Source organism: Mycobacterium sp. NGS48 (assembly GCF_059812585.1).
Window position 1 is genome coordinate 40,634 of record NZ_JCALCY010000006.1, and the last position, 14,080, is coordinate 54,713.

Sequence of the window (14,080 nt, forward strand, 5' to 3'; positions counted from 1 at the left end):
CAACTCACGTGGTGGTGTGCACAATCAAGACGTCGACCTTGGCCCGACGCGAGACGTTGGCCGGCACCGAGCCCAGCAGCCGGCCGGCAATCGTGTTCAAGCCGACGTTGCCCACCACCAACAGGTCGGCTTGGACCTCCTCGGCGAGGTCGACCAGTGCGTCGACTGGGGCGCCGACCACAGATCGCTCCTCGATGTTTTGCGCGCCCGCGGCGTGCGCCCGCTCCTTGGCCTCACGCAGGATCGCATAGATCGGGGCGCTGCCCGCCACCTTGTAGCTCTCGTCCTTCAAGGCGTCGGCGGCGCGCTGGTCCTCGTGCTGGGGCAGGTAGGCCGTCGCGATGATCAACTGCGCGTTCGCCCCGGCGGCGATGGTGCCTGCCCGGTCCACCGCGCGCAGCGACGAGTCCGAGCCGTCGGTTCCTACCACCACGGTCCGATAGGCGCTCATTTACCCTCCCAGGTGTCGGTTGCTACGCCAACCCAAGACAGTATCGCTTCGCCGGATGCAGATGGTTGATTTGCGACACACCGAACACGCGGCGCCACGGGCGTGCGGTCGACGCTGTGAGCGCCACTGTAATCGAGGGATGCCCGATGCTGGGCGAAATTCCTTGCCCGGCAATGCGAATTAACTGCGCACCGTCGAGCTGCGCCGGCTGTGGGCGCCGACATCCCTCGGCGCCGGGTTATCGAGCGGCTCCACCAGGGGTAATAGCGTCAGCACAGGAGCTTTACAGTGACAGACATCATGGCTGTAGCGCTACTCGACGAGCCCGCGACCGCGCGGCCGCCTGCTCCGGGCAGGCCGAGCGCCGGCAATTCCGCCTCGCCCAGCGGGATCAGGTCGGTGAGCTAATGGGCAAACCGTTGCGCCGTAAGCCGTTTCGCATCTACGCCGATTTGGGACTGCGTGGATCCGCGGTGGCCTACCGGTTCCGGGAGAGCCTATTCCTGTTGCCCGTCGTCCTGGTGATCGGCGGAATCGGCCTGGCCCTCGTCACCGGGGCGGTCGACAACGCCCTGGGCGCAGAGACGCGCGTTCCGTGGACGATCGCAATGGACATCGACGTCGCCACCTGGCTGTTGAGCACTATCGCCGGCGCGACGATTACCACCGCGGGCGTCATCTTCTCGCTGACCATCGTGAGCCTGCAGCTGGCGAGTTCACAGCTGTCGCCCCGAGTGATGCGGTCGTTCATCCGGGACCGGCTCAGCCAGGTCGTCATCGGACTGCTGTTGGCGACGTTCGTGCACTGCGTTCTCACCCTGCCGCGCATCAACGGTGATGCGATGCAGCTGGCCCCGCGGGTGTCGGTGACGGTCGCCGTCGTGCTGACCATCGTCACGGTGGTCACGATCATCGCGCATGTCGACCACCTCGCTCACCGCTTGGAGGTGGGCCGGGTGGTGCGCGACATCGCAGCGGAGGGCCGGGCGGTGATCGACGCTGTCGCGGCCACCGCCGGACGCGAGCAATCAGCGTCCGACGTCGACATGACGCCACCGGCGGGGTCGTTGCGAGTCACCTCGCGCGTCGACGGTTGGGTGAGCCGAATCGACACTGACCGGCTGCTGGCCGCGGTGCCCGAGCGGACGACGGTGCGGCTCGACACGGTCGGTAGTCTGCTTCGCCGACTGCTCGTCGCCCCTCCGTTAGCTCGGGCGATATCCGGGCCGGGGGACCGAATTCTGTTGCGGCCGTGGGAACTCGACCCCGAGGAGTACATCGCCCACGGTTTCGACCAACTGCGCCACGTCGCCCCGACGCAGCCGCTGCTCGCAGGGACGATCCTTCGCGTATTGCGGATGCTGATCGTGCACGTCGAACATGCCGGCCGACCGGAACTGGTGCCGGCATTGCACAAGAAAATCGACATGCTGCTTGGGTCGCTGGAGAAAACTCCGGGGCTTCATCCCGACGACCTGGCTCGATTACATGCCATTGGTGCCGACACCACCGACCCGGCCGATCACAGCCACCGGCGCTTAACGCCTTAGCGATGCTCGCCGTGACGGGGCCCGAACAGTCCGGCGGGAAACACGTCGGCGGCTTGGACTGCCGCACGGATCACTGTGGCGAAGCTGACCAGTTGGTCAGCCTGGTCGGCGGTCATCGTCCGCCACGGCGCGTACCCCAACTCGTCGGTGAGATCTTCGATGCGGGACCGCAGCTCGGTGCCGTCCGGCGCCAGTTCGCCGGTACTGCCCAGGATGCCTCGTGACGTCAGGTCCTGCGCCGCGGCGTTCCATTGATCCACGCTCCACCCGCGCATCCGCCGCGCGTAGTCGGCGTTGAAGCCGATTCCCGTTGCAGTGTGGGTGATCAACGCCTCCAAGCCACTGAGGCCGTTGGACACCAACGCGGCGATATGCCCGTCGCCGCGGTATTCACGCAACAATGTGATCGCGTGCCACAACTGGGCGACCGGGCTCTCGGGCCACGGCAGCTCGGCGTGGCCGGCGTACAACGGCCGGCCATCGGCGTTGGGGATCGCTTCCGCGACGCCTCGCAGCAATGCCGCCGCACGCCCCAATTCCGCAGACTGCGTGAGCTTCTCACCGAGCACCCGCGGCAGTGCCGTCGCGACGATCTCGTAGCGCACCCGGGTCACCGCCGCCGGCGACGCCAGTTGCCAGGCGGCCGGAATGGCGCTGGCGACCAATTGTGGGTCGAAGTTATAGAACGTGGCCGCAACGACATTCGCCGAAGCCGCGCCCATCGGCGCGGACCGGCCGGCGAAATAGTGCGTCCGGAAATCCATGCCCAGCTCGCCGAATTTCTCGTTGGCCTCGGGCAGGAAGTAGACGACAGAGTGCAAGGCGTCCAGCGAGCGGGTCAGCCGTCCGGCGGCGAAGGCGTCCACGCTGCTGAGACTAGCCCGGCGCCACCGCCGTGCAGCGGTGTCCCCGGGTGGCCCGATAGGCGGCCAGCACCCCAACCGCGGCCAGCACCGCAAACACGGCGAACAGCCAGCGTGCCGCCATGACTGCGCCGCCCTCGGTGCTGTTGACCACCACTCCGGCCAGCCCCGCACCGAATGCTCCGGAAATCAGTTGCACCGTGTTGATGGCCGCGGCTGCGGCGCCACCCTCGGCCGGATCGTCGACGCAGTCCATCGCCCAGGCCGACAAGTGCGGCCACGCCACCCCGATTCCGCTTCCGGTGATCAGCAGCGCTAGCGCCCACAGCACGACGACGCCGACCGGGGCGTTGTCGACCTGGGTGACCGCGCCCAACGCCAAGCCGACTGCCGTGATCAGCGGGGCCGCCGCAACCACGCGGGCAACTACCCGGGTGCTTTTCAACGATGCGCTGACGATCTCGCTGACCGTCCAGCCGACGGCCAGCGCCGCGCCCAGAAATCCGGCCACCACCGGAATCAGGTGGGCCAGTCGTTGACCGAACAACGGCACGTACATGTCGACCATCGCCGCCCCCATCAGCAGCGCCATGGTCAGGTAAATCCATTTCAGCGGACCCGATCCGAACGCGCTGCGGGGCAACACCGCGGCGGCCATCCGCCGGTCGACCACCACGAACCCTGCGACCAGCAGCACGCTAATCGTCAGCAACGCGACGGTGGCGATGTTGTTGTTGTATGGGACCTCCGCGACGCTGATCGCCAGCGCCGCCGCACCCAGCAGCAGCAGCGACCACACCGGCACCCTGAGCGCCGGGGGGCGCTCGCTCTGGTCGACGCGGCGCGCTGATAACACGATGGGGACAAGCACACCCATCGCCGCGGTCAGCACCGCCACCGCGCCGAATGCCCAGCGCCACTGCCCGATCTGGGCGAAGATGCCGCCCACCGCGGGGCCGACCACCGTCGCGACTCCCCACATCGCCGAGACCAGCGCCGAAGCGCGGGTCCACAGCACCCGCGGCAGGGCTGAGTTGATGACCGCGTAACCCAGACCGGCCAGCAGGCCGCCCGCCGCGCCCTGCACGGTCCGGCCGACCAGCAGGATTTCCATGGTGGGAGCCGCCGCGCACACCAGGCTGCCGAGCCCGAAAACCACAACCCCCAGCAGGTATGACGTGCGGGCACCGAACCGCTGCAGCGACGCGTAGACCGTGGTGGCGGCGACCACCGAGCCCACCAGGTACAACGTGGTCACCCAGGCGTATAGCCGTTCGCCCCCGATGTCGGCGACCGTGCTGGGCAGCAGGCTGATCGTCAGGAACTCGTTGGTGGCACACAGCGCCACCCCACCGGCCAGCAGCGTCGAGGTCCCCAGGTACCTGCGGCCGAGTAGGGCACGCCAACTGCCGGCGGTCTCGATGACGGGTGAGCTCACTTCAGACCGGCAGCATCCATACCGCGCAGTTCTTTCTTCAGGTCGGCAATCTCGTCGCGGAACCGCGCGGCCAACTCGAACTGCAGGTCGCGGGCTGCGGCCATCATCTGGGCGGTGAGGTCCTTGATCAGGTCGGCCAGCTCGGCGCGCGGCATGTTGGTCGTGTCGCGGCCTTCGTATACGCCGCCGCTGACCGCCCGCCCCGGCGCGCCCTGGGCGCGCCGCCCTCGCGACGCATTGCGGCCCGAGCCGCCGATCTCGACGGTGTCAGAGTCGTCGGCCTCGCGATAAACCTGGTCGAGAATGTCGGCGATCTTCTTGCGCAGCGGCTGCGGATCAATGCCGTTGGCCTCGTTGTAGGCGATCTGCTTGGCGCGCCGCCGTTCGGTCTCGTCGATGGCCTCTTTCATCGAATCGGTCATCGTGTCGGCGTACATGTGCACCTCGCCGGACACGTTGCGGGCGGCGCGGCCGATGGTCTGGATCAGGCTTCGCGACGAACGCAGGAAGCCCTCCTTGTCGGCGTCGAGGATCGACACCAGCGACACCTCCGGCAGGTCGAGACCCTCACGCAGCAGGTTGATGCCGACCAGCACGTCGTAGTCGCCCAGCCGCAACTGGCGCAGCAACTCGACCCGGCGCAGCGTGTCGACCTCGGAGTGCAGGTAGCGCACCCGGATGCCCATCTCCAGCAGATAGTCGGTGAGGTCTTCGGCCATCTTCTTGGTCAGCGTCGTCACCAGCACCCGCTGGTCAGCCTCGGTGCGCTTGCGGATCTCGCCGATCAAGTCGTCGATCTGGCCCTTGGTCGGTTTGACCACGACCTTCGGGTCGACCAGACCGGTGGGCCGGATCACCTGCTCGACGAACTCTCCGCCGGACTGGCTGAGCTCATAGGGGCCCGGGGTGGCCGACAAATACACCGTTTGCCCTATCCGCGATGCGAACTCTTCCCAGGTCAGCGGGCGGTTGTCGACGGCCGACGGCAACCGGAAGCCGTAATCGACCAGATTGCGTTTTCGCGAGCTGTCGCCCTCGTACATGCCGCCGATCTGCGGCACGGTCACATGCGACTCGTCGATGACCAGCAAGAAGTCCTCGGGGAAGTAGTCGAGCAACGTCGCCGGAGCCGAGCCGGCGGGACGGGCATCGATATGCCGTGAATAGTTCTCGATGCCGGAGCAGAACCCGACCTGGCGCATCATCTCGATGTCGTAGTTGGTGCGCATCCGAAGCCGCTGGGCCTCCAGCAGCTTGCCCTGACCTTCCAGTTCGGCCAGCCGCTCGGCCAACTCCACCTCGATAGTGGAGATGGCATGGGCCATCCGCTCCGGGCCGGCGACATAGTGGGTGGCCGGGAAGATCCGCAGCGAGTCGACCTGGCGAATCACATCACCGGTCAGCGGGTGCAGGTAGTAGAGCGCCTCGATCTCGTCACCGAAAAACTCGATGCGGACCGCCAGCTCCTCGTAGGACGGGATGATTTCGACGGTGTCGCCGCGCACCCGGAACGAGCCGCGGGTGAAGGACAGATCGTTGCGGGTGTACTGCACGTCCACCAGCAGCCGCAGCAGACCGTCCCGGGGAACCTCGCTGCCCACCTGCAGTTCGACGGAGCGGTCGAGGTAGGACTGCGGCGTGCCCAGACCGTAGATGCACGACACCGAAGCCACCACCACTACGTCGCGTCGCGACAGCAGCGCCGAAGTAGCGGAGTGCCGCAGCCGCTCCACGTCGTCGTTGATCGAGCTGTCCTTCTCGATGTAGGTGTCGGTCTGCGCGATGTACGCCTCGGGCTGGTAATAATCGTAGTACGATACGAAGTACTCAACAGCGTTGTGCGGCAACATCTCTCGAAGCTCGTTGGCCAACTGCGCGGCGAGCGTCTTGTTGGGTGCCATCACCAGGGTGGGCCGCTGCAGCCGTTCGATCAGCCACGCGGTGGTGGCCGACTTGCCGGTGCCGGTGGCGCCGAGCAGTACCACGTCGCGCTCCCCCGACTGGATCCGTCGCTCGAGTTCGTCGATGGCGACCGGCTGGTCTCCCGCCGGCGCGTGCGGGCTGACCACCTCGAAGTGGCCGCCGACACGCACCAGCCCTTCCACCGCCTCTTCGGCTGGGCGGTACTCCGAGTGCGCGACCACCGGGTGTTCGGTAGCAAAAGCCATATCAAAAGCCTAGAACGAGATGCCGACAGCGATCGTTCCCGCCGCTACAGCCACTGCCCGCCTTCTCCTCATCGCGCTACGCGCTCTGCATCGGCGGCGGGCTACGCTGACTGCTATCCATCCGCCCAAGCACGAGACGTTCGACCTGGTGGCCCGCACCAACACCGACCCAAAGGGCATCGTGCGGGCCGTCGATCGGTACACCGTGTGCCCGTGGGGCCTGTATATGGCGCGGCCCACCCCTGGCCGCGTCCAATTCCATTACCTCGAATCGTGGCTGCTGCCGTCACTGGGCGTGCGTGCCAGTGTCTTCCATTTCAATCCGGGCCACGAACGCGACCACGACTACTACCTGGATATCGGCGAATACTCGCCCGGACCGGTCATCTGGCGGTCCGAAGATCGCTATCTCGACCTGGAGATCCGTACCGGCGTCGCGGTGCAGCTCGCCGACGTCGATGAGCTGCTGGTTGCCGTACGACACAATCTATTGAGTCCCGACGCGGCCGAACAGGCGGTGCGACGCGCCGTGGACGCCGTCGACGGTCTGTCCCGCCATGGCTACGACCTGCAGCGCTGGCTTTCCGCCGAGGGTATGGAGCTCACCTGGCACGGACCGTAGCGCAGGCTGTCGATTCCGGCTACGGCACCTTTGGCTTGATGTCCTCCATCACCCACTGCGCGTAGTCGAGGCAGGCGTTGACGTCCTTCACCGGGGGGATCGGCACCGACGTCGTCGTCACACCCAGTTCGGCGAACCAGCCGAGTTGGTCGATGATCTCCGCGGCGCGCATGCCGGGAAGTTGAGTGGGATCGTCGACGACCGCGTGCCCTTCGCCGATTCGCGAAGTGCCCAGGCCGTAGATCACGTCAAACGGACGCCCGTCGTACGTGGGCTGGGACTTGATGAAGTCGAGGCTGGCAGGAATGTCTTCGGGTTTCGTCAGCCACGGGAACCAGCCGGCGGCGTAGCGTGCCGCACGCTGGAGTGCCGGTTTCGCGTCCCCGCCGATCCAGATCGGTGGATGCGGCTTCTGATACGGCTTCGGCTCGAAGGCCACATCCTTGAAGGAAACGTACTTGCCCTCGAACTTCGGCGAATCGCTCGTCCACAATTCGACGATGGCCGCAAGGTATTCGTCTGCCATGCGTCCCCGCTCGTGGAACGGCACCCCGAGGGCCTTGAATTCTTCAGCATCCCAACCAACGCCGAATGCGGCGGTGATTCGACCGCTGCTCATCCAGTCCGCCGTCGACAACGCCTTCGCCATGATGATGGGATGCTGCAGTGGCAGTACCGTGACCGACGAGCTCAGCCGAATGCGTTGCGTGGCGCCGGCCAGATAGGCCTGCGCAACGGTCGAGTGAAAGTAGTGCGCGCCGGACAAGTCCACATGTGTGTGAGGAACGACGAAGTGCTCCGGAATGACGATCAGATCGTAGCCGAGCTCTTCGGCGCGTTTGGCCATCATTGTCTGATCCGCCCCGGTCACGTCGTGCTCGAAGGGCTGCGTTAGAGCTTTGATCTGCATGGCGTTCGGCATCAGGAATCCAAATCTCATGATGCACCGTACCTTTCGATATCAGCGGCCTGGAGGCCATGAATTGCGTTGAGGACCATGGCTTTACGCACCGACGTTGAACGTCTCCGCTAGCGATGCCCTGGATGCCGGAGCCAGCCGACCGGCTTTGTTGGATGGGATGTGCCCTGCCTCAGCCAGCCAACGAATGGCGTCGCCGAACGTCTCCTCACCCGGACGGAAGCGCAGACCCGACTGCGCCAGAAAGCGGCTCGAGGACGCGGGCGACCACTGGGTAGTGATCGCCATGGCTTCGGCGGAGACTTGCGTTTCGAACGGCATCAGCATCCTGACCCAATCCGCTGTCGCACCGGTCGCGCGCAGCAGCCGCGGTGAAACATGCGGGCTGAAGACGGGCCGGCCCAGCAGCACTTCGAGGCGCTGGTGCAGCTGGTCCCACGGATAGAAGTGGCCTCCCACGATGTAGCGGCCGTTTTCGAAATCGCGCGTGGCCGGATGCTCCAACAGCCAGCGGTGCGCCTGCGCCAGGTCGCGCACGTCGACGGCCTGGAAGCCCGTCGTGGTTCGTGGCAGCATCCGACAAATCCAGCTGGCCACCGCACGATTGGCCGCACTGAGCTTGGGGTCGTCCGGCCCGAGTACGGCGGACGGATAGGTGATCTGCACCGGTACGCCCCGCTGCTGCAACCCGCGCACGTACTCGTCGCTGTCCCGCTTGGATCGCGAGTACGCCTCGCAGACATCGGCCAACGGCATGGACTCGTCGATACGTGGCAGACCCGGATGGAACAGCGCGGCCAGGCTGGAGACGTATACGAGGTTGCCGATGCCCAGTGCGTATGCGGCGCCGAGCACCGCCTTCGTCGCGCCGACGTTGTTGTCGTAGGTCTCCCGGGCTTTGCGGGGGCCGAGCGCCACGGTTGCCGCGGCGTGAAACACGGCGTCGCACCCGGCCATCGCGTGGTGCACCGCCGGCTGGTCGCGGAGGTCGACGGTGACGTAGCGTTCGATTCGGTGTCCGCGGGGCTCGAACCATCCCCGCGCCGCCGGTTCATTGCGCACCAGGAGCCGTAACTCGTGGCCCGCCCGGATCAGGGCCAGAGCGGTGTGGGCGCCAACAAAGCCGGTCGCACCGGTGCAGAAGATCTTCATTCCGCCACCAACCTCACCCGCGCCGACTCGGTCGAATCGCCGCTTGATCACGATGGTGGTGCCGCACCGATGAGCTCGCTAGCGTAGTGCGCTACTCGACCGGATGCGCCGGTGACGAAAACGGGTACTTCCCCGGCATGGACGTCGAGATCACCCACCCGGACCGGGTGCTGTTTCCAGCCGACGGGATCACCAAGCGCGATCTCGTCGACTACTACTGCCAGGTGGCCGACGTGATGCTGCCGCACTTGAGAGACAGACCGTTGACGTTGCAGCGCTTCCCCCGGGGCATCGACGAAAGCGGGTTTGTCCAGCAAGACTTCGCTGACTCGATGCCAGCGTGGATGAGCTCGGCAGAAGTAGCCAAGGAGGGCGGCAGCGTGGTGCACCCGGTGGCCGACCGACCAGAAGCACTGGCATGGCTGGCCAACCAGAACTGCATCACCTTGACGCGTGGCAGTCGCGGCGGGACCACCTGGATAGGCCGGACCGACTGGTATTCGACTTCGACCCGTCCGACAATGATTTCGCGGTGGTGCGGGCCACCGCGCGGGCGACCGCCGATGTGCTGGCCGACCTCGGTCTGGCGACCTACGTGCAAACCACCGGATCGCGCGGTCTACATGTCGTCGTGCCATTGCGTGCAGACGCCGACTTCGATGCGGTCCGGCAATTCGCTCGCGTCGTCGCCAACATCGTCGTGGCCGACGATCCGGCGCACCGCACCATCGAGGCCCGCAAGAGTAAGCGCGGCGAGCGGGTCTACCTCGATATCATGCGAAATGCCTACGCACAGACCGCGGTCGCGCCGTACTCGGTGCGGTCCGGTGCGGGTGCGCCAGTGGCGACCCCGGTGGAGTGGGACGAATTGGGTGCTCGGGGCATGCGACCGGACCGGTTCACGCTGCGCGACGTTCCCAAACGGCTGGCGGGGCAACGTGATCCGTGGACCGATATGCGCCGGCATGCCCGTTCGCTGACCGGCCCGATGCGGCGCTTGGCGAAACGCCGTGCCTGAACTGCCCGATGTGGAGGGCTTTCGCCGCGAACTGGCCGGCACGCTGCCCGGCCGTCGGGTGCAACACGTCGAGGTACGCGATTCGGGCGTCCTGCGCAACACCACCGCCCGGGCACTGGAGCGGGCATTGAAAGGCCGTCGCTTCGCAACGCCGCGCCGGCACGGCAAGTGGCTGATTCTGCCGACCGACGGCCCGACGCTGATGATTCACAGCGGTATGACCGGTCATCCGTACTATGCGCCCGACGGCGCGAAGTCGGAAGACCAAGCGCGGCTGGTGGTCTCGCTGGACCGCGGGGAGTTGCGGTACCTCGATCAGCGCAAGCTGCGCGGAGTCTGGTTGGCCGACTGCGAGGACGACGCCGCCGGCGTGATGGGCCCGCTCGGTCCAGACGCCATGACCATCAACCTGCCGCAATTTCGCGCCATATTGTCGGGCCGGCGTGGCGGGTTGAAGGCGACACTGTTGGATCAGTCCGTGATCGCCGGGCTCGGCAATCTGCTCGTCGACGAAATCTGCTGGCGGACAAAGCTGCATCCGTCTCGACCGGTTGCCACGCTTTCCGCTGACGAAATCAAGCAGCTGCACACCGCCATGCGGCGGGTGCTGCGAACCGCGATACGTCACGGCTGCGTGCCCGGATTGCCGCGGTGGCTGACCGGTGTGCGCGACGAACCGGATCCAAGCTGTCCGCGCTGCGGCACGCGGCTGCTTCGCGGTAAGGTCGGCGGCCGAACGTCACTGTGGTGCCCGCACTGCCAGGCACGATAGCCGGCAACGGGTGCCTACCATCTGACGTTGCGAGTAATCTCTGCAGTCATGAGCTCCACCAAGCGTCAGGGGATGACGATCGTCATCCTGGCAGCCGCAGCGGCCGCATCGCAATTAGCTCCCCCCGCCGCAATGGCGGATCTGCACAACGTCACCTACATAGCCCGAGTCGACGGGGTCGCCCCCGGCGCGCAGGCCACCTTCCGGACCCATGACAACGAGACCAGCAGTTCCGGACTGGATTCCATGCCCGGCAACGCATTCGAGGCCAATACGGTGCTGGCAGATCCCGCGAAGGCCGGCATGCAGGTGTCGATCCGCTGGCCGTATTCGGCGAATGTGCACTGCGAGGTGGACGTCGACGACAACGTCACCGCGCAGGTCGACCAGTTCGTCCGTCCCACGCCGGGCAATGCCGACCCGATGAACGGAGTGCTGGCCTGCGGCGCGCCGCTCAGCTAGGGCCGCCAGTTAACCGCGTCGGCCCACTGCCAGGCCCGACGGTAGCCGTCGGCGAACCAGGGCTCCTTCGCGTCGGCGTAGGACGCGCTGGTCGGATGCTCTTGGGCGGCGATTTGGCGCTTGGCGGCCAGATAGCTGGCTTGCTCGTCGGGATTGGCCTTGAGCCAGTCGACGAATAGCAGCGCGAACTGCTGGTTGGGCCAGCCGTCGACCCGCAGATGGATGTATGTCGGGCGCCCGGGGTCAGCTGAGCCGTGAACCCGCTTGTGCCACAGCACTGGATCGTCACTGCGGTCGTAGGCTTCGACAGTGCTCCGAGCGTCCATTTTGACGACATCGCCGAAGGTGCGTTCGATTGTCGGGTAGCCCAATGGAAACAGAACCTCGGCGAGTTCATCGGCAACCGCTAATGATTCGACGGTGACCTGAATGTCGATGGCGTCCTTGGCATCCAGTGCCGGCACCGCGGTCGATCCGATGTGGTCGACGCGCAACGCCTTTGAGCCACACACCGCTTCGATGCGGGCGATGATACGCCGGGCCTGGGCGGGCCACGTCGGATCAGCCGGGGTGAGGCGCGCCGGTGCCCGAACGACTTGGCCGGCGCTCAGATTGCGTGCGAACGGCACGATCCGGTGATTCCACACTTCACGCGCACGCTCCGCCAGGTCCTCCGTCGTACTCGAGTTGTCCAGCCAGACGTCGGCGACCGCGCGCCGCTGCTCGTCGGTGGCCTGGGCGGCGATGCGGGCGCGCGCGTCGGATTCGGCCATGCCGCGTTGTTCGACCAGTCGCTGAAGCCGCAGTTCGGCGTCGGCGTACACCACGACGACCAGCGGAAACAATGGCGCCATCCCGGACTCCACCAGCAGCGGAATGTCTTCGACGATGACCGAGTCGTCGGGAACGGCCGCGATGATCTCCTCGCGGCGCCTGCCCACCAGCGGGTGCACGATGCCATTGAGGGCCGAGCGGCTAGCGTCGTCCTGGAAGGCCTTGGCTGCCAATGCCGGCCGGTCCAGCGCACCGTCGGGCAGCAGAATGTCCGCACCGAACGTGTCGACGAGCGCCGAGAGCCCTTCAGTGCCCGGCTCCACCACCTCGCGGGCGATGACGTCGGCATCGACGATGACTCCGCCGCATTCCCCGAAAGTCGCAGTGACCGCAGATTTGCCGGCGCCGATCCCTCCGGTCAGCCCGATCCGAAGCATGCCCGATTAGGCGCTGCCGGCGAGCTTCTCCCGCAGCGCCGCAAGCTGCGCGTCGCTGGCCAGTGAGCCGCCCTGCTGTTCTTCGGACGGCGCACCGTTGGCCGGTGCATGCTCGGCCTCGGCGTGCTCGGCAGCGGCGAACTTCTCCATCTGCGCGGTGTGCATCTTGTGCCGGCGCTCGGCCTCGGCGTAGCGGGCCTCCCACTCCTGGCGCTGGGTGTCGAAACCCTCGAGCCACTCGTTGGTCTCGGAATCGAAGCCCTCGGGGAAGATGTAGTTGCCCTGCTCGTCGTAGCTGTCGGCCATGCCGTACTTGGCCGGGTCGAACTCTTCGGTGTAGTCCTCGTTGGCCTGCTTGAGGCTCAACGAGATGCGGCGGCGCTCCAGGTCGATGTCGATGACCTTGACCATCGCGTCGTCGCCGACGGCGACCACCTGGTCGGGCACCTCGACATGGCGCTCGGCCAGCTCGGAGATGTGCACCAGACCTTCGATGCCCTCTTCGACGCGGACGAATGCGCCGAACGGCACGAGCTTGGTGACCTTGCCCGGCACGATCTGGCCGATGGCGTGGGTGCGAGCGAAGTGCCGCCACGGGTCTTCCTGAGTCGCCTTGAGCGACAACGAAACCCGCTCGCGGTCCATGTCGACGTCGAGCACCTCGACGGTGACCTCGTCACCAACCTGAACTACCTCGGACGGGTGGTCGATGTGCTTCCAGCTCAACTCCGAGACGTGCACCAGGCCGTCGACACCGCCGAGGTCGACGAATGCACCGAAGTTGACGATTGAGGACACCACACCCTTGCGGATGGCGCCCTTCTGCAACTGGTTGAGGAACTCGCTGCGCACCTCGGACTGGGTCTGCTCCAGCCAGGCCCGGCGGGACAGCACCACGTTGTTGCGGTTCTTGTCCAGCTCAATGATCTTGGCTTCGATCTCCTTGCCGATGTACGGCTGCAAATCGCGCACCCGGCGCATCTCGACCAGCGACGCCGGCAGGAAGCCGCGCAATCCGATGTCGAGGATCAGGCCACCCTTGACGACCTCGATGACGGTGCCCTTGACGGCCTCGTCCTTCTCTTTGAGCGCCTCGATCGTGCCCCAGGCGCGCTCGTACTGCGCGCGCTTCTTGGACAGGATCAGCCGGCCCTCTTTGTCCTCCTTGGTGAGGACCAGAGCCTCGACCTCGTCGCCGACGGACACCACCTCATTGGGGTCGACGTCGTGCTTGATGGACAGTTCGCGGGAGGGGATGACGCCTTCGGTCTTGTACCCGATGTCGAGCAGGACCTCGTCCCGGTCAACCTTGACGATGGTCCCTTCGACGATGTCGCCATCGTTGAAGTATTTGATGGTTTTGTCGATGGCGGCGAGAAAATCCTCGCTCGAGCCGATGTCGTTGACGGCTACTTGGGGCGAGGTGACGGTGGGACTCGGCATATGGGGGGTTG

At 66.1% G+C, this 14,080-nt stretch carries 12 protein-coding genes and 1 pseudogene; 5 read left to right on the plus strand and 8 right to left on the minus strand.

Annotation, left to right across the window (positions count from 1 at the left end; genetic code table 11):
* Positions 1 to 4 precede the first annotated feature (4 nt).
* Complete coding sequence (locus AC5Y42_RS13310) at positions 5 to 451, minus strand: universal stress protein (RefSeq protein ID WP_499898735.1); 447 nt, start codon at positions 449 to 451, stop codon at positions 5 to 7.
* Positions 452 to 858: 407 nt separating this feature from the next.
* Between AC5Y42_RS13310 and AC5Y42_RS13315 the strand changes: the two genes are divergently transcribed.
* A complete protein-coding gene (locus AC5Y42_RS13315) occupies positions 859 to 2,001 on the plus strand; it encodes a DUF2254 family protein (protein WP_499898736.1) in 1,143 nt (380 codons plus the stop codon).
* Here AC5Y42_RS13315 and AC5Y42_RS13320 read toward each other — a convergent pair.
* Genes AC5Y42_RS13320 through uvrB form a run of 3 tightly spaced genes read right to left on the minus strand, consistent with a single transcriptional unit; the run spans position 1,998 to position 6,470 of the window.
* Positions 1,998 to 2,867 carry an SCO6745 family protein gene (locus AC5Y42_RS13320; RefSeq protein ID WP_499898738.1) on the minus strand — a complete coding sequence of 290 codons (870 nt, stop codon included), beginning with the start codon at positions 2,865 to 2,867 and terminating at the stop codon, positions 1,998 to 2,000. The genes AC5Y42_RS13315 and AC5Y42_RS13320 overlap by 4 nt on opposite strands.
* 10 nt (positions 2,868 to 2,877) lie before the next feature.
* Entirely contained in the window at positions 2,878 to 4,302 is a 1,425-nt protein-coding gene (locus AC5Y42_RS13325; RefSeq protein ID WP_499898740.1) for an MFS transporter, read from the minus strand.
* Positions 4,299 to 6,470 (minus strand): excinuclease ABC subunit UvrB, encoded by a 2,172-nt coding sequence (uvrB, locus tag AC5Y42_RS13330; protein WP_499898741.1) that lies wholly within the window; start codon positions 6,468 to 6,470, stop codon positions 4,299 to 4,301. Before uvrB ends, AC5Y42_RS13325 begins: the two co-directional genes overlap by 4 nt.
* Before the next feature lie 181 nt (positions 6,471 to 6,651).
* Between uvrB and AC5Y42_RS13335 the strand changes: the two genes are divergently transcribed.
* Positions 6,652 to 7,092, plus strand: a complete 441-nt coding sequence (locus tag AC5Y42_RS13335) for a ribonuclease FAU-1 family protein (RefSeq protein ID WP_499899012.1) — start codon at positions 6,652 to 6,654, stop codon at positions 7,090 to 7,092.
* A gap of 19 nt (positions 7,093 to 7,111) precedes the next feature.
* Here the strand turns inward: AC5Y42_RS13335 and AC5Y42_RS13340 are convergent, their stop codons facing one another.
* Positions 7,112 to 8,032 carry a TIGR03619 family F420-dependent LLM class oxidoreductase gene (locus tag AC5Y42_RS13340; RefSeq protein ID WP_499898743.1) on the minus strand — a complete coding sequence of 307 codons (921 nt, stop codon included), beginning with the start codon at positions 8,030 to 8,032 and terminating at the stop codon, positions 7,112 to 7,114.
* Positions 8,033 to 8,095: 63 nt separating this feature from the next.
* On the minus strand, positions 8,096 to 9,163 hold the full coding sequence (locus tag AC5Y42_RS13345) for an NAD-dependent epimerase/dehydratase family protein (protein WP_499898744.1): 1,068 nt from the start codon (positions 9,161 to 9,163) through the stop codon (positions 8,096 to 8,098).
* 137 nt (positions 9,164 to 9,300) lie between these two features.
* Between AC5Y42_RS13345 and ligD the strand changes: the two are divergent.
* From ligD to AC5Y42_RS13360, 3 genes and pseudogenes are all read left to right on the plus strand, one after another.
* Positions 9,301 to 10,181: pseudogene (ligD, locus tag AC5Y42_RS13350) on the plus strand (non-homologous end-joining DNA ligase).
* The gene (locus AC5Y42_RS13355) at positions 10,174 to 10,953 is read left to right on the plus strand and encodes an Fpg/Nei family DNA glycosylase (protein ID WP_499898746.1); all 780 of its coding nucleotides are present in this window, start codon (positions 10,174 to 10,176) and stop codon (positions 10,951 to 10,953) included. Before ligD ends, AC5Y42_RS13355 begins: the two are co-directional and overlap by 8 nt.
* 48 nt (positions 10,954 to 11,001) lie before the next feature.
* The gene (locus tag AC5Y42_RS13360) at positions 11,002 to 11,415 is read left to right on the plus strand and encodes a hypothetical protein (RefSeq protein WP_499898748.1); all 414 of its coding nucleotides are present in this window, start codon (positions 11,002 to 11,004) and stop codon (positions 11,413 to 11,415) included.
* Here the strand turns inward: AC5Y42_RS13360 and coaE are convergent.
* Both coaE and rpsA read right to left on the minus strand, forming a co-directional pair.
* The gene (gene coaE, locus AC5Y42_RS13365) at positions 11,412 to 12,626 is read right to left on the minus strand and encodes a dephospho-CoA kinase (protein ID WP_499898750.1); all 1,215 of its coding nucleotides are present in this window, start codon (positions 12,624 to 12,626) and stop codon (positions 11,412 to 11,414) included. The genes AC5Y42_RS13360 and coaE overlap by 4 nt on opposite strands.
* Positions 12,627 to 12,632: 6 nt before the next feature.
* Positions 12,633 to 14,069: a 30S ribosomal protein S1 gene (rpsA, locus tag AC5Y42_RS13370; RefSeq protein ID WP_499898751.1), complete on the minus strand. Its 1,437-nt coding sequence runs from the start codon at positions 14,067 to 14,069 to the stop codon at positions 12,633 to 12,635.
* Positions 14,070 to 14,080: the final 11 nt, after the last annotated feature.